This window comes from Peptoanaerobacter stomatis (assembly GCF_000238095.2).
GTDB lineage: Bacteria > Bacillota > Clostridia > Peptostreptococcales > Filifactoraceae > Peptoanaerobacter > Peptoanaerobacter stomatis_A.
Map to the genome: position 1 here is coordinate 990,196 of NZ_JH815225.1, position 14,843 is coordinate 1,005,038.

The 14,843-nt window shown below is 27.1% G+C and carries 14 protein-coding genes; 1 reads left to right on the forward strand and 13 read right to left on the reverse strand.

Annotation, left to right across the window (positions count from 1 at the left end; all coding sequences use genetic code 11):
- Positions 1-6: 6 nt before the first annotated feature.
- From HMPREF9630_RS04230 to rfbA, 13 genes are all read right to left on the reverse strand, one after another.
- Positions 7-1,650, reverse strand: a complete 1,644-nt coding sequence (locus HMPREF9630_RS04230) for an alginate O-acetyltransferase AlgX-related protein (protein WP_009527301.1) — start codon at positions 1,648-1,650, stop codon at positions 7-9.
- A complete protein-coding gene (locus tag HMPREF9630_RS04235) occupies positions 1,647-2,177 on the reverse strand; it encodes a D-glycero-alpha-D-manno-heptose-1,7-bisphosphate 7-phosphatase (RefSeq protein WP_009527302.1) in 531 nt (176 codons plus the stop codon). Before HMPREF9630_RS04235 ends, HMPREF9630_RS04230 begins: the two co-directional genes overlap by 4 nt.
- A complete protein-coding gene (locus tag HMPREF9630_RS04240) occupies positions 2,174-2,863 on the reverse strand; it encodes a nucleotidyltransferase family protein (protein ID WP_009527303.1) in 690 nt (229 codons plus the stop codon). Before HMPREF9630_RS04240 ends, HMPREF9630_RS04235 begins: the two co-directional genes overlap by 4 nt.
- Before the next feature lie 19 nt (positions 2,864-2,882).
- Positions 2,883-3,905, reverse strand: a complete 1,023-nt coding sequence (locus HMPREF9630_RS04245) for a GHMP family kinase ATP-binding protein (protein ID WP_009527304.1) — start codon at positions 3,903-3,905, stop codon at positions 2,883-2,885.
- 21 nt (positions 3,906-3,926) lie between these two features.
- Positions 3,927-4,940 (reverse strand): GDP-mannose 4,6-dehydratase, encoded by a 1,014-nt coding sequence (locus HMPREF9630_RS04250; protein ID WP_009527305.1) that lies wholly within the window; start codon positions 4,938-4,940, stop codon positions 3,927-3,929.
- Positions 4,941-4,983: 43 nt separating this feature from the next.
- Positions 4,984-5,823 carry an NAD-dependent epimerase/dehydratase family protein gene (locus HMPREF9630_RS04255; protein WP_009527306.1) on the reverse strand — a complete coding sequence of 280 codons (840 nt, stop codon included), beginning with the start codon at positions 5,821-5,823 and terminating at the stop codon, positions 4,984-4,986.
- Positions 5,798-7,189, reverse strand: a complete 1,392-nt coding sequence (locus tag HMPREF9630_RS04260) for a glycosyltransferase family 4 protein (RefSeq protein ID WP_009527307.1) — start codon at positions 7,187-7,189, stop codon at positions 5,798-5,800. The genes HMPREF9630_RS04255 and HMPREF9630_RS04260 overlap by 26 nt, the downstream gene beginning before the upstream one ends.
- Positions 7,190-7,198: 9 nt before the next feature.
- On the reverse strand, positions 7,199-8,221 hold the full coding sequence (locus tag HMPREF9630_RS04265) for a hypothetical protein (protein WP_009527308.1): 1,023 nt from the start codon (positions 8,219-8,221) through the stop codon (positions 7,199-7,201).
- Between the two features lie 15 nt (positions 8,222-8,236).
- The gene (locus HMPREF9630_RS04270; RefSeq protein WP_009527309.1) at positions 8,237-9,499 is read right to left on the reverse strand and encodes a class I SAM-dependent methyltransferase; all 1,263 of its coding nucleotides are present in this window, start codon (positions 9,497-9,499) and stop codon (positions 8,237-8,239) included.
- A 33-nt stretch (positions 9,500-9,532) separates the two neighbouring features.
- Positions 9,533-10,759, reverse strand: coding sequence for a glycosyltransferase family 4 protein (locus HMPREF9630_RS04275; protein ID WP_009527310.1), 1,227 nt, complete (start codon positions 10,757-10,759; stop codon positions 9,533-9,535).
- The gene (locus HMPREF9630_RS04280) at positions 10,756-11,502 is read right to left on the reverse strand and encodes an ABC transporter ATP-binding protein (RefSeq protein WP_009527311.1); all 747 of its coding nucleotides are present in this window, start codon (positions 11,500-11,502) and stop codon (positions 10,756-10,758) included. Before HMPREF9630_RS04280 ends, HMPREF9630_RS04275 begins: the two co-directional genes overlap by 4 nt.
- A gap of 25 nt (positions 11,503-11,527) precedes the next feature.
- The gene (locus HMPREF9630_RS04285) at positions 11,528-12,304 is read right to left on the reverse strand and encodes an ABC transporter permease (protein WP_009527312.1); all 777 of its coding nucleotides are present in this window, start codon (positions 12,302-12,304) and stop codon (positions 11,528-11,530) included.
- A gap of 107 nt (positions 12,305-12,411) precedes the next feature.
- Entirely contained in the window at positions 12,412-13,284 is an 873-nt protein-coding gene (gene rfbA / locus HMPREF9630_RS04290; RefSeq protein WP_009527313.1) for a glucose-1-phosphate thymidylyltransferase RfbA, read from the reverse strand.
- Positions 13,285-13,772: 488 nt separating this feature from the next.
- Here rfbA and HMPREF9630_RS04295 point away from each other — a divergent pair, with 488 nt between their 5' ends.
- Positions 13,773-14,780 (forward strand): ParA family protein, encoded by a 1,008-nt coding sequence (locus HMPREF9630_RS04295; protein WP_009527314.1) that lies wholly within the window; start codon positions 13,773-13,775, stop codon positions 14,778-14,780.
- The last annotated feature ends 63 nt before the right edge of the window (positions 14,781-14,843 follow it).

The following is a 14,843-nucleotide window of genomic DNA, read 5'->3' on the forward strand; positions in this document are numbered from 1 at the left end:
TCTCCTTTATTCAACTATTAATTTAAAAACAATAGGATAATCTTTGTTTACTTCTTCTAACCAAGATACTTTTTCTTGAACTATGGATAATAGAACTTCATACTCCCCTGCTTTTTCCGGAATATCAATATCATAATAAAAATCTACCGTTTCCCCTATATCTATAACATTCGGCAAATTTGACCATCTTCCTTCAATATATTGTCCATCTTTTTTTATATGATATGCCGCGCAGATTATATTTTTACCATTCGTTTTAATCAATCGCTTTGTATTATTAGTTAATTTAGCTTGAATACTTAGTTTTCCGGAATTATTTTTGACTTTCATTTGCTTATTTTTTACATCTATTTTTATATTTGAATTTTCAGAATTTATTCTAAATTCATCTATACTGTTATCAATTTTTGCTATATTATTGTTTCTCTTAATTTCATTTAAAACATTCTTATCACTAAAGTCTCTTCTCATTATATCACATAGTTGCTGAACAAGTTGCTCATGTGTTGGTACCAAATCCGTAGATTGAACCTCAAAAAAGAAGTATTTATTATTATTTATTAAAGAAATTAAATACTCTTCTTCAATCTTATTATTTAATATCTCTAACAGCTCCTTTTTATCTGTAGATACATCAAATATCTCGCTTAAATACGTTATATATGTCAATTTACCGAACAAAGCCACATCTCTTTGAAAAATATAGCTAATCATATTTGAATATGACGTGCCGAATATTACCGCATTATCCTTAACATACCCATTATCAATATCATAATCTATATCAAGTTTATAATAAAATTTATCTTTATTACCTTTGAAAATATTCAATAACAAATAAACATCTATATCTTCTCCATAAAATACATCTTTAAGCTTTTCAACTTTTACATTCGGTTGTGGCAAAGCTATACCTGTTTTACTATATAAACTGTCAAATACATCTTTTACAGCATAGACGGCCGCCAAAAACGTCCAATGAGTTCCTGTATTCGGATATAGAATAATATCTTGTTTATCATTTTTTATTTTTGTCATGGTTTCAGTTGTATCATAAAAAAAGACTCCATATTTTTCTAAGGACTCTTTAAGCAATTTATGAGCTGAAATCTCACTATGATCGGCATCCTCCATAAGTTTTCTATGAAGAGGTATATCTTCATACATTACCTCAGGTTTATTCGGTGTGATTATGAAAAAAAATACCTTTCCCATATCAAAAAATCTATCTTGAATATATTTTAGATTTTTAGCATAATTATCATAATAATCGAACCCATATTCTACATTTGACGGGTTCAACACTCTCTCAATTTGTCCAATCTCATATATACTAGAATTTTTTCCAATCACTAAGTTTTTATTTCCTGATTCTGCCATAATACTATAAAAAATTTGATTATATAATCTGACAAACTTATCCCTAAAAGGAAAGTTTAAATTAAACCAACTATTATAACTGCTTTGGAACTCTCCTGACATTATATTCCTATAATTAACAACAGGTTTTTCATTCTGATTCTCAATTACTCCTGCTAAGCTACCGTTTTTATGATTTCCAATAATAAATACAGAAAATACGAACATAGTTATCATAAAAAAAGAAATCGGAAGAATATAATAATATCGTTTTGATTTTTCATTAATCATAATAATGCCCTTTCATATTCTTTTAAGTTCGAATATTTTTTCGTATAGTCACACATACAAATTTCTTCACTTATAAGTATTCTTGTAGCAATTTTACTTCTTTTGGCAGCAATAATATCACTTTCTTTATCTCCTATCATAATAGATTCTTCAGGGGATATATTATACTTATTCATTGCTTTTATAAGCATTCCAGGGTTAGGCTTTCTATCAAACGAGTCTTTTCTATATATGCCTATTCCATCTTTATGATATGGACAATAAAAAATATCTTTTATTTCCACTTTTCTAATTTTAAATTCATTCATCATCCATTTAGACAGATTAATAAAATCTTCCTCTGAGTAAAATCCCCTTGCTATTCCTGATTGATTTGTTACAACTATGATAATATATCCTTTGTTATAAAAATAACGTGATATATTAAATATTTCTTCTTTAAATCTAAATTCTTCAATATTATGAGTATATCCATTTTCATCATAATTTATGATGCCATCTCTATCTAAAAATAATGCTTTATTCAAAATATATTCACCAATTCTCTTTGAGCTTTATAATAATCTTCTTTTATTCCAATATCTATGAAATATTCTTCAAAAATAAAAATACCCATATTTTTTTCGCACACATATTTTTCAAAAAAATCTTTTTCTAAAGAAAACTTCTTGTCTTGTATATTATCAAATATATCTCTATTTAATACATATATTCCGGCATTTATTACACTTTCTCTATAATATTTTTTTTCTTCAAAAGATACTATCTTATCATTTTCAAATAATATGCTTCCATATCTATCTGAATTATACATTTTCTTTGCTGCTATTGTGACATCATTTCTTCTATTAATATGTTCTTCTATTAATTTCCTAAGGCTTATATCGAAAAATGTATCTCCGTTTATAACAAGATACATATCACTTTCATTTTCTTCAATTGCTTTTTTTATTGCTCCACCTGTTCCTAGCGGTATATCTTCGATACAATAATTTATATCTAAACCATTGTATCTGTTCCCAAAAAAGTTAATAATTTTATCCTTTTTATAACCTACGGAAATAACTATATCATTAATCCCGTTCTTTTTCAATTGTCGAATTAAAATTTCCAAGAAAGGAACGTTATTGATTGGTGCCATAGGCTTTGGAATATCTGACACCACTTCTTGTAATCTCGTTCCCTTTCCCCCTGCCAAAATAATAGCTTTCAAAAGTAATCTCCTTAAATAACTATATTCTCCAACCCTTAGTACCATATTGAACAAATTGTGGTCTAAAAACCTGTCCATTAAATCTTTTAAGCTGTGTAATTATATTAGGCACTTTTATTGGGTTACATATAAACATCATAAATCCCCCTCCTCCAGCACCTGAAACTTTTCCGGCATATGCACCATTTTTTATGGCCATATCAAAAACTTCATCAATCACTTCATTAGAAATCCTATCCGATACCTTTTTCTTTTCTATCCAAGAATGTCCTAATACCTCTGCAAAATTTCTTATTTCACCTTTTAATAAAAATTCTTTCATTTTGATTGCATCAGATTTCAGTGAATGCATTGCTTCTACCGATTTTTTTTCATTAATTATTTTATTTTTTTGATCATCTATAACATCCGCTGAATCTCTAACTATCCCTGTATTATAAATTACTAAAGAACTTTCAAATTCGTTTATTATCCAGTTTTTTATACGTAATGGATTCACAATAACAGAGTTATTTTTATTAAACTCTATAAAATTAAATCCTCCAAAGGTTGCAGAATATTGGTCTTGTTTTCCACCTGACAATTTTAAATCTATTCTTTCTATTTCATATGCAAGATTTGCAATATCATATTCACCAAGTGGAAGATTAAGGTATTCAACGAAAGCTTTTATTATTGCAACAACCATGGTAGAAGATGAACCAAGCCCAGAACCAGATGGAGCATCTGAATAAGTCGAAATTGAAAGCGCTATTCTTCTTCCACCATTATAATCATTAATTATTCTTTCATAAACACCCTTATGCAAGTCCAATATTCCATTATACTCAAAATTTTCTTCTGTATTATAATATTGATTTTCATTTCTTTCTAAACCAAAAAAAGTGATTTTATTATCTACTCTTTCTTCTAATGTGCAGTACGCAAACATATTTATAGTCGCGTTCAGCACACTTCCACCATATACATCACTATATTCCGGAATATCTGTTCCACCACCCGCAAATCCAAGTCTTAAAGGTGCTTTTGATCTAACTAACATACTATTTCTCCTTAAATAATCTTATCTAGTCAAAAAGTTGTGACCTTTTTTTATTTTTTCTCTCCAATAATTCAAAAGATCTTCCATAGTTTTTTCAAATGAAATCTCAGGCTCCCAACCTGTATGATTTTTAAATTTAGCTGTATCTGGAACTTGCAGATCAGCATCTATTGGTCTTAATCTCTCTTTATCTGTTTGAACTTCAATTTTTCCCTCATAAGTAGACATCTTTAATAGTGTATCTAACATATCTCTCACTGAACAAGTATATGAGCCCCCGATATTATAATATTCACCTGCAATAGGATTTATAGTAACCAACATATAGTATGCTCTTACTGCATCACGTACATCTGCCCAAGTTCTTAATGAGTCTAGGTTTCCTGTCTTAACTATCGGAGGAATCAATCCTGCTTCTATCATTGCGATTTGCTTTGCAAATGTAGACTCTGCAAATACATCTCCTCTCCTTGGTCCTGTATGAGTGAACATTCTTGTTGTCATTGTTGTTATCCCATATGCTTGTGCATAATATCTTCCGACCAAATCTGTGCCTACTTTAGATATAGCATACGGAGATGCGGGATGAAAAGTACATTCTTCATTAATTGGCAATTTTTCTCTACTAACTCTTCCAAAAACTTCTGATGATGCACACACATGTACAACAGGCTTTAATCCAAGCAATTTTACACTTTCTAAAAGTCTTGCCGTTCCTAAAATATTAGTATTCATAGTATCTATTGGTGAATCAAAACTTGTTTTAGGATAACTTTGTGCTGCAAGGTGAAATATATAATCCGGATTTACCTTCTTCAATATTGTAATTATAGAAGCCATATCATTCAAATCAGCGTATTCTATAAATACTCTATCTTTTTCATTTACTCTTTTTAATAAATGTTCTATGTTGTCAAACGGACTCCTCCATCTGCTAAAACCATATATATCCCAATCTGTATTTTCTAATAAAAAATCACATAGATGCGAACCAACCATACCTGTAATTCCTGTTATTAATGCTCTTTTTTTCATATTACTTACCTCCAAAAAAATAATAGTGACTTACAAAATCAAATTAAAAAAATTCTTTAATCATAGCATTTTTTATTTTTGTAGATGTTCTACCCAACAATTTTTCAAAATATATGGATTTTACATTTATAGTTTTCGGTCTGTTAAGTAAAAAACTCTCGCTTGGTTTTGAAACATTATACTTTAAATTTCTATCAACAACTTCTGTATATATTTCCACCAAATTTTTTCTTGACAACAAATCTGAACCACATATATTAAAAAGATAGTTATCCCATCTGTCAAAAGTTTTTATTAGATTAATTATACCACAAATAACATCATCTATATATACAACATTCCTGTAAAGTGAATCATATACGTCTGCTGTTATATTATTTTTTGAACACTTTAACAAATATTGCATAAATTTATCATCTTTTGAAAATACATATGATAATCTAAAAACTTTAAAATTAATATATTTCTTAAACATCTCTTCAATCTCATATTTCATTCTACCATAATTACCGAAAGGATTAGAAGCAGAATTTTCATCAAATATACAAGAATAATCACCATATGCAACATCAGATGAAAAAAATAAAACTCTACATCCTTTATCTAAAAGTTTCTTTATTATATTTTTAGTCCCTATAACATTTATATTATAAGCATATTCATAATTTTTATTACATTCATCAGGTGAAGAAATCGCAGCCAAAAAAATAACATAATCTCCAATTTTAAAATTATCATAATTAAATTCATCATATTTTTCAATATCAAATACAACATCACTATATTTTTTATATCTTGAATATGTTAAAACTTCTTTTCTGTCTAAATGTTCTAAAAATCTTTTAGCTATATATCCATTACTTCCCAAAACATGTATCTTCATAATTTTCTCTTTCATCAAATATTTTTTCAAATGTTTCGTAGTTACAATCAAATATATTCTCTAACACATTACCTGGTACATCATAATTAGCAGTAAAGTTAAATATTGAAGTCTTAAAGTATCGATAATATTCATTATCCAAAACATTTTTATATTTAATTGTATCTTCTACAAAATCACAAAAATCATTTGCAGTATCTTCAATACTCAAATATTTTTGTGCATATTCATAAGAGAGTTTCTTCATATTTTCTACTAAATTTTTATCTGATATTAATTTTGTTATAGCATTCTCCAACTCATCTATTTCCGTAGATTTATATGAAATCTTTATAACCATTTCATCACTAAATTCTTTAAATGTTCCTATATTAGTAACTATGGATGGTTTTCCCATACTTAATGCTCTCATCAATACCCCGGATGTTTCTCCCATTGTTGGATATCTCAAAGAAATACAAAAATCTGACGCTATAAGATAATCTTTAAAAGTGTCTATATCTGTAAAACCTGTAAATTTAACTCTTTTAGTCAATTTCTTCTTATCCACCATAGTTTTTAAATCTTTACAAGCATCATGAACTTCTCCTACAAATATTAATTTTGCTTTTTTCCCTGAATCTATCACTCTTGAAAACGCTTCTATTATAGAATATGGTCTTTTTGACGGAGTAACAAATCCAAAAACACAAAACAAATATTCATCAGAGTCTATTTCAATACCATATTTTTTTCTTACCATATTTTTTTCATTTTCAGTCACCAACTTAGGTTCTCCACCACAATGTAAATATATTCGCTTTATAGGCACTCCTAAATTATAACTCTCCAAATTTTGTTTTGAAAATTCTGAAAAAGTAATTAATGATATTGATTTTGATAATATTCTTTTATTCATAGGATAATTGACAGCATCTGTTTCCCATAATCCCATTTCTCCATTACAAGCCCTTTTATAAGCAATATTTTTAGCTTCTTCTCCATGATTGAATAGTACTTCATCAAAATATTTCACGTCACTTTTATAATTATTATAAAATATATGAGCAATTAAATGATGTATAGCATAATCGTGTAAAACTACAATTCCTGGGTATCTTATTAGATACTCGTATATTTTTTCATGATAATTATTATTTCCCATCTGATAAATGACTACATCGTAAGATTCTCTTAATTTAACAAAGTCTTCAAATATATATATATAATGATTTTTTTTTGTTACTTCTTCTGATGCTTCATAATCAGAATCAATAAATAAATCCACTTGAAATCTATTTTTTATATATGGCAACATTTCTTCCGCATAATCTGCAATTCCAGATTTTAAAGGATGTAACGGTGTAAAAAAAGCGACTTTTTTCATCGAGTTCTCCTAATCAAAAATTTCTTTATAATTAATATCTATCTTATAATTTTCATTTTTTATATCTTTCTTCTCTACGGAGTTTTGAGATTTTATAATGTTTTCTATGGCTTTCCTTATATCTTTATAATTATTATCTATTACCTCTGTTTCTAATCTTTCAATAAACTCATTGCTATTATCACCTCTTACACATATAATAGGTTTAGAATTTTTATGCGAAGAAATAATTGGATAAAAATTTCTGAACTTATCCACTCCATAAAAATATATTGAAGCACTTTCTTCAAGCAATTCTATATCTTCCAAATTATCCATATCAAAAAATTTTATCTTCGCATTTTCTATTCCTCGAATATTACAATATCTGTTTAAGGAGTTGTAATCCTGTTTGTTAGTAGTAATTATTATTGAACAAACATTTATATCATCGATAGAATCTATAAGGGACTTATTATAATTTACCTTATTGTCTATAGAAATAATTATATTTTCATTTATATTTTCATTTATATTTTCATTTATATTTTCATTTATATTTTTATTTAATTTTGAACTTTTATCCATATTAAAAAAATATAGTGGCTTTGAAGTTATGCCCATATCACTTTCCAATTTTTTAGAAATATATTTTGAAGATGTATATATATCATTTGCACTCATAATAGCTTTTTTATTAGACATTATTAATGCTTTTTTTTCATCTTCATCACATTCTAACATATCTATGATAGTGTTTATATCTTCAATAATCAGCAACTTTTTATTTGGATGTTTTATATAATATGACGGCCACTTAGTACATATAATCATATCTATATTCTTATACTGTTCTTCGCTAAAATCAAATAAACTCCACTGATATGCTTGTTTCCAAAAAGAATCTATAGAATCATGATTAATTGGTATAGCACAAATTTGAACATTATGCCCATTTTTTTCTAAAATGCTTTTTATATAAAGCAGGTAACTTTCCTCGTTTGTTTTAAAAAAAGGATTTAAAGGAAATATTATCAAAATATTTTTTTTCATCATTATCTCCATTCATCATATTTTTTTTGATATTATAGCGTAGTCTGTTGAACCATATAGCATATTATTCAAATAATCTATTCTTTGGTTCATTTCTTCATTATTTCTAATTATACCTTCTTCAATTTTAGGAATAGTACCATCTTTTACCCAAGAATACTCTGGATAGTCTTCTTTTACTATCTCAAATCCATTTTCTTCCAAAATATACTTTAAAAATTCCGGATGAACAGGTCTTATATGCGTCGGATCCACATAAAAATTTATTGAAAATGTAGATAATACCCTAGGATTTGGTGTTTCCAATATCAATATACCGTCTTTATTTAATTTATCTTTGCATAATCTAATCAAATCCACAAGTTTTTTTGTTGATATATGTTCTATAACCTGAATACAAGTTATACCATCTAACAAATAATTATCAAATTTTTTTAAATAGATAAACATATCTTCATTATATACCCTAAAACCATTATCTCTACATTGTTTTATAGTTATTTCATTTTTATCAATACCGATAGTTTTTACACCTATATCGCTTAATACATCTAACATTTCCCCTCGTCCACATCCAATATCTAAGACTAAATCTCCCTTAGAAAAATACTCCTTATATCTGTTAAGTCTTTGTTTAATTTCTTCATAAGAACCTCTAAATTTATTTTGAAAATTTGTGTAATCGACAATATCATCTAAAGAGTTCGACTCTATATAATCATCTATCTTTTTTTCTATTAATGAGATATTATGCAAAACATTATTTTGAGGAGTATTCTTTATCTTTTCCTTCATCAATATTAAACTTTCTTCTAAGTTTTCAATTCTATCTCTGACACTATTTTGATATAATTTAACTTCATTTCTATAATCTATATATAAGTCATTTACATTTTTATTTTGGTTAGATAAAGTTTCAATAAGGTTGTATATATTTTTCTGATTATCTAATAACATCCCTAATGTGTGTAAATTTAACTCATTATACCATTTTTGTTGTATTACTATGGGTTGAAGCATCCACCAAATAAGCTTCCTTATTATTTTTTTTAAAAATTTCTTAACAAAATTCCCTTTATTTATATTAAGATTTATATCTATACTATTTGCATTGTTTAAATCTACTATTTTTTTAGATATTTCATTAAACAAATAATTACAAGATTTTAAAAGTTCATTTCTATTTAAATCATAATCGTAACGTTTCTGAGTGTAATTTTCTTTTTCTTCAAAATCTTTATATTTCAATATATTTTCCTTCAATAATTTTTTTATCATGCCTCTACTACTCCTAAATTTATATATAAACAATTATATCGATTGCTTAAAATTCGATAATCTCCTTATAATAAACTCTGATGATTTCTTCAAATTATATTCATTTACTATTTTATATTTAGCTTCTTTTGAAATTTTTTTATAAAAATCTTTATCAAAGTATAATTTTTTCATATATTCAGCGGCTTCTTCTTCTTTGGGTTGTGCCCAAGTATTCCCTTTTTTGTAAACTCCATAATCTTTATCAATCTTTATTAAATCATATCCGACTAAACATGCACTTTTATCATCCATGAAATCTACATTTGAGGACCAATTTGTTGCTATTACAGGTTTTTCAAAATACATAGCTTCTGCCATAACCAAACCGAAACCCTCTGAACGATGTAAAGATACAAATACATCACATAAATTAATTAATGAATTAACATCATTTTTACTTAAAACCATATCTAAAATATAGATATTATCTACATTTTCAACTTCAGATATTATAGATTCTATGCCTCGCTTCTTTTTGAAATCATTAACTTTTATTACAAGCCCAACAGAATTATTGCCTAAAAAAGTCTGTTTAAAAGCTTTTATGGTAGAAATGGGATTCTTCCTTTCTATTACACTATTAATATCAAACATTGTAAGAAAAAGAAATTTATTTTCAGGTAAACCAAAATACTCTCTATCTCTATGTATATCTATAAACGGATGTATTGCAAATGGCATAGTATAAACTGGCTTATTGGTTATTTTTTTTATTGAATCTGTGCAAAAATTACTCGGTGTCCAAATTTCATCAAAATAGTCACAGCTTTTTTTCCAATCCACAGGAAACTCAGGCAGTTCCCACGCAAAATGTGCAATATTATATCTATATTCCCAGAATTTTTTACCTGAATATGCTCTAAATCTCATAATTTTATCTGCATTTAATTGAATCAAATTTATTGAATATTTAGGTTCTCCAATTTTTTTACTTAATTTAAAATCAGCTATTCTCGCATTATGTTCTTTTTCATAATCTACAATTACAAAATCTATTCCACTTTCCTGAATAGCATCAGCAATGAGTCTACAGCCTTCTCCAAGTCCCATCTCAGCTTTTGCATAACCAACAAGATTTATTCCATATGGATATTTTCCAATTGAATACCTATTATATATAATAAAGAAATTACATATATTAAAATATATATTTTTAATTACAATTCTATATTTTTCACGAATAACTTTTTTCAATACTTCTTTCAAAAATATCATCATAATTTAGTGCCTTCAATACTTTTAACATATTTATCTAGTACATCTTTGCTTTCGCCAATTTCTACTACTTTCCCATTTTTAATCCATATTGCCTTGCTACATAATTTCCTCACTACTTCATTTGAATGAGAAACTAAAATAAGGGTTGTTCCACCTAACATAAGTTCCTCCATTTTTTGTTCACATTTCTTTTGAAACGAATAGTCTCCTACCGACAAAACTTCATCAACAATCAATATATCAGGTTTAAATATTGTTGCCAAAGAAAAGCCAAGTCTTGCTACCATACCAGAAGAAAAATTTTTAATTGGAATATCTATAAAATCCCAAAGTTCTGCAAAATCAACTATCTCTTGAAATTTTTCTGTCATAAATTTTCTGTCATTTCCTAAAACAGCGCCATTTAAAAATATATTCTCTCTTGCTGTCAACTCTAAATCAAATCCTGCACCTAACTCTATTAGCGGTGCAATTCTCCCATAAATATCTACACTCCCTCTTGTAGGCTTATAAATACCTGATATTACTTTCAATAATGTTGATTTTCCTGAACCATTAGAACCTATTAAAGCAACAGATTCACCCTTATTAATTTCAAAAGAAACATCTTTTAAAGCGTAAAACTCATTTATTCTCACTTCATTTTTTAAAATTTTTATAAATTTTTCTTTTATGCTGTTTATTTTCTCCGAATACAAGTTAAACACCATAGAAATATCATTTACTTTTATAATTACAGACATATTTTCTCCTAATCAATGATACCATTTACAAATATAATAAAAAATTATCCTGTCTTTTTAAAAATGTTTTTATTCCCAAAAATACAGAAACCATAGAAAAAATTATGCAAATAAAATTCATATTTATAGAAGGTGTTTCACCCAATATTATTATTTTTCTAAAATAAGTAACATAATAATATAATGGATTTACTAGCATTATTGCTTTTCCAATTAATGGCAATATATTTTCAGGATAAAATATTGGCGTCAAATACATACAAACAGTTAAAAAAACAGAGTATAGGTGTACAATATCTCTATAATATACTGTTATTGATGACAATATTAACCCAACCCCCATTGAAAATACAAACAAATATAATAAAACAATAGGTAATAAAAATATATTCCATGTTATTTTAACATTGCTTATACAAATCATTATAGCAATTGCTCCTAATGAAAACATCATGTTTGTAAAAGACGATAATACCCTTGATATAGGAAATATATATTTGGGAATATATACTTTTTTCAACAAACTCGCATTATCTATGACAGACATCATGGATAAATTTGTAGATTCTGAATAAAATCCAAAAACAATTTGTCCTACTAACACATATAATGTATAGTTTTCTATATCATATCTAAACAAATATGAAAATACCAACGAAACCACACACATCATCATTAGTGGATTCAACAAACTCCATAAATATCCAAGAATAGATTTTCTATACTTTATCTTTAAATCCCTTTTAACCAATTCAAATAATAACGGTCTATATTTCAAAAAATTCAATAAATATTTATACATACATCCTCACAAAACAAAAAATATTTTAAATACTCTTTTCAAAAATTTTTAATGTATAATACAAATACTTTAAAAATTTTTAACTCTATTGAATATCTCACTATTTTTTAAAATATACTTTCAGCAATATTGTGCAAGTACTTTCCATAATCAGATTTTATCAATAATTCTGCCAATTTTAATAACTGATTTTTATCTATATACCCCATTCTATATGCTATTTCTTCTATGCAAGATACATACAACCCCGTTCTTTTTTGAAGTGTATGAACAAAATTTGCCGCTTCAAGAAGTCCATCATGTGTTCCTGTGTCAAGCCAAGCCATCCCTCTTCCAAAAAGCTCAACTTTAAGTTTCCCTCTTTTTAAGTACTCTTCATTGACTGACGTTATCTCAAGTTCTCCTCTTTTTGAAGGTTTTACGTTCTTTGCAATCTCCACAACATCATTGTCATAAAAGTATAGTCCTGGGATAGCATAATTAGACTTGGGATTTTGAGGCTTTTCCTCTAGTGACATCACATTTCCATCTTTGTCAAACTCTACTACTCCAAAATCTTGTGGATTACTTACATAATAGCCAAATATAGTAGCACCTGTTTTGTTGTCTACCGCCTTTTTGAGCATTTCTGAAAAACCTCTTGAGTAGAATATATTATCCCCAAGCACCAGACACACTCTATCATTCCCTATGAATTCTTCACCTATTATAAATGCCTCAGCCAAACCGTTAGGTTTTTCTTGTATTGCATATTCAAGTTTTAATCCATAGTCTGAGCCATCACCAAGTAAATCCTTATATAGATGTATGTCTTGTGGAGTAGATATTATTAGTATCTCTCTTATATCTGCCAACAGCAATGTTGACAAAGGATAGTAGATCATCGGCTTGTCATATATAGGCAATATTTGTTTTGATATAGCCTTTGTCACAGGATACAGTCTTGTGCCTGATCCACCTGCAAGTATTATTCCTTTCATGTTTTAGTCTTCCCTTATATTTTTATATTTTATAATTTTTTTATATTTAATTATTCGTCAAAATTTAAAATTATTCTAAAAAGATATATATTGTCAATAAGCATATATATACCTTTTGTATTATATCATAAAAAAAATTATAAAAGTTGTTTGAATATTTTATATTATCACAATTTTATAAATAATTCTATTCTACATTTGCATATTATAGATATTTTAAACCTAAAATTAATTGATTTAACAAATTCTTACTATAATTTAATGAAATTAGTATAATATATATTAAAATAATTGTCAAACATACAGATAAATGTTTATTCTACATATTTTTAAAACTTTACATATTATTTTAAATATGATAATATTCAAACTATATTTATACAAGTAATATGATAACTTTCTATCCAAAAATCTAATATTAAATTTATCTTATATTTTTTATGATAATTTTTACTACTATATTATTCTTTTACTATGCGAGGTGTTTTATGGCGATTAAAATTTTCTTTGGAAATTACAAGGGTGGAGTCGGTAAGACTACATCTGTTTTTCAAGTTGGAATAAATATGGCTCAAAAGCACAACAAAAATGTGTTGTTATTAGACTTGGATCCTCAAGCATCTCTTAGCAAAATTTGTATGAAATGGGAAAATATATCCTTGGACAGTGTGCCGATAGAGTCTACTCTAAACTACCTTTTAGAAATATATACTTTGCAATTTAGAAGACTTGGCAAATTGGATATTTTATCATCTGCCAATATTTTTAATAATGAAACTTTTACAAATCTTGCAAATATGACAAAAAATGCAGTTAAAACCAAAACATTTTCAAACGGCTCGTTATCATTCATACCGACTCGAATGGATATTGCAAATGCAAGAATTAATGATATAGCAGACCAGGTTTCAAGATATTCTATGGGAATAGTAGGTGTTGCAAAATTAATCGAAGATATAGAAAAAACACCTGACATAAAGCCTGATTATATATTGATAGATTGTCCGCCTTCATTAAATGCCATAATTCAAGCTGTATTTTTAAAATCAAATTACTATATTATCCCCACAATAGCTGATGATATAAGTATATCAGGTGTAATGGACTACATAAAAGTAATTGAAAAAACCGTGCAAAAATATACATATGATTCTGCTGTAGGCGGTATATTGCTTGAAAAGATGTTTTCAAAACCTCCTAAATTAATCGGTATTTTTGAGACTATGGCTAAAGCAAAATCAGAAACTTCTTCAAATGACGTATTGATGGGTTTAAATATGGAGTTATACCATAATAATATAGAGGAATTGGAAAATTCAAAACCGTTCACAAGAAAAATTGCAGAAAGAAATTATATATTGTCCGAAAAAGTTTATCATCGTGACAACAGAAGTAACCCGAATGACTATGGAATACCATACAAAACTTCAAGAGCTGAATACCATGATGAATATGACAAAATAACAACACAAATAATAAAAATCTGTGAACAATAATTTTCTAAATTCATAATTATTACTCGAGCTGTTTCTAATCTCATTTACTCCAAAATGCTTTAT

Bases quoted from the DNA above. Each gene is read 5' to 3' on its own strand.
- HMPREF9630_RS04230 (WP_009527301.1), bottom strand. From the start codon at position 1,650: ATGATTAATGAAAAATCAAAACGATATTATTATATTCTTCCGATTTCT.
- HMPREF9630_RS04245 (WP_009527304.1), bottom strand. From the start codon at position 3,905: ATGTTAGTTAGATCAAAAGCACCTTTAAGACTTGGATTTGCGGGTGGT.
- HMPREF9630_RS04250 (WP_009527305.1), bottom strand. From the start codon at position 4,940: ATGAAAAAAAGAGCATTAATAACAGGAATTACAGGTATGGTTGGTTCG.
- HMPREF9630_RS04255 (WP_009527306.1), bottom strand. From the start codon at position 5,823: ATGAAGATACATGTTTTGGGAAGTAATGGATATATAGCTAAAAGATTT.
- HMPREF9630_RS04260 (WP_009527307.1), bottom strand. From the start codon at position 7,189: ATGAAAAAAGTCGCTTTTTTTACACCGTTACATCCTTTAAAATCTGGA.
- HMPREF9630_RS04265 (WP_009527308.1), bottom strand. From the start codon at position 8,221: ATGAAAAAAAATATTTTGATAATATTTCCTTTAAATCCTTTTTTTAAA.
- HMPREF9630_RS04270 (WP_009527309.1), bottom strand. From the start codon at position 9,499: ATGATAAAAAAATTATTGAAGGAAAATATATTGAAATATAAAGATTTT.
- HMPREF9630_RS04275 (WP_009527310.1), bottom strand. From the start codon at position 10,759: ATGATGATATTTTTGAAAGAAGTATTGAAAAAAGTTATTCGTGAAAAA.
- HMPREF9630_RS04280 (WP_009527311.1), bottom strand. From the start codon at position 11,502: ATGTCTGTAATTATAAAAGTAAATGATATTTCTATGGTGTTTAACTTG.
- HMPREF9630_RS04285 (WP_009527312.1), bottom strand. From the start codon at position 12,304: ATGTATAAATATTTATTGAATTTTTTGAAATATAGACCGTTATTATTT.
- rfbA (WP_009527313.1), bottom strand. From the start codon at position 13,284: ATGAAAGGAATAATACTTGCAGGTGGATCAGGCACAAGACTGTATCCT.
- HMPREF9630_RS04295 (WP_009527314.1), top strand. From the start codon at position 13,773: ATGGCGATTAAAATTTTCTTTGGAAATTACAAGGGTGGAGTCGGTAAG.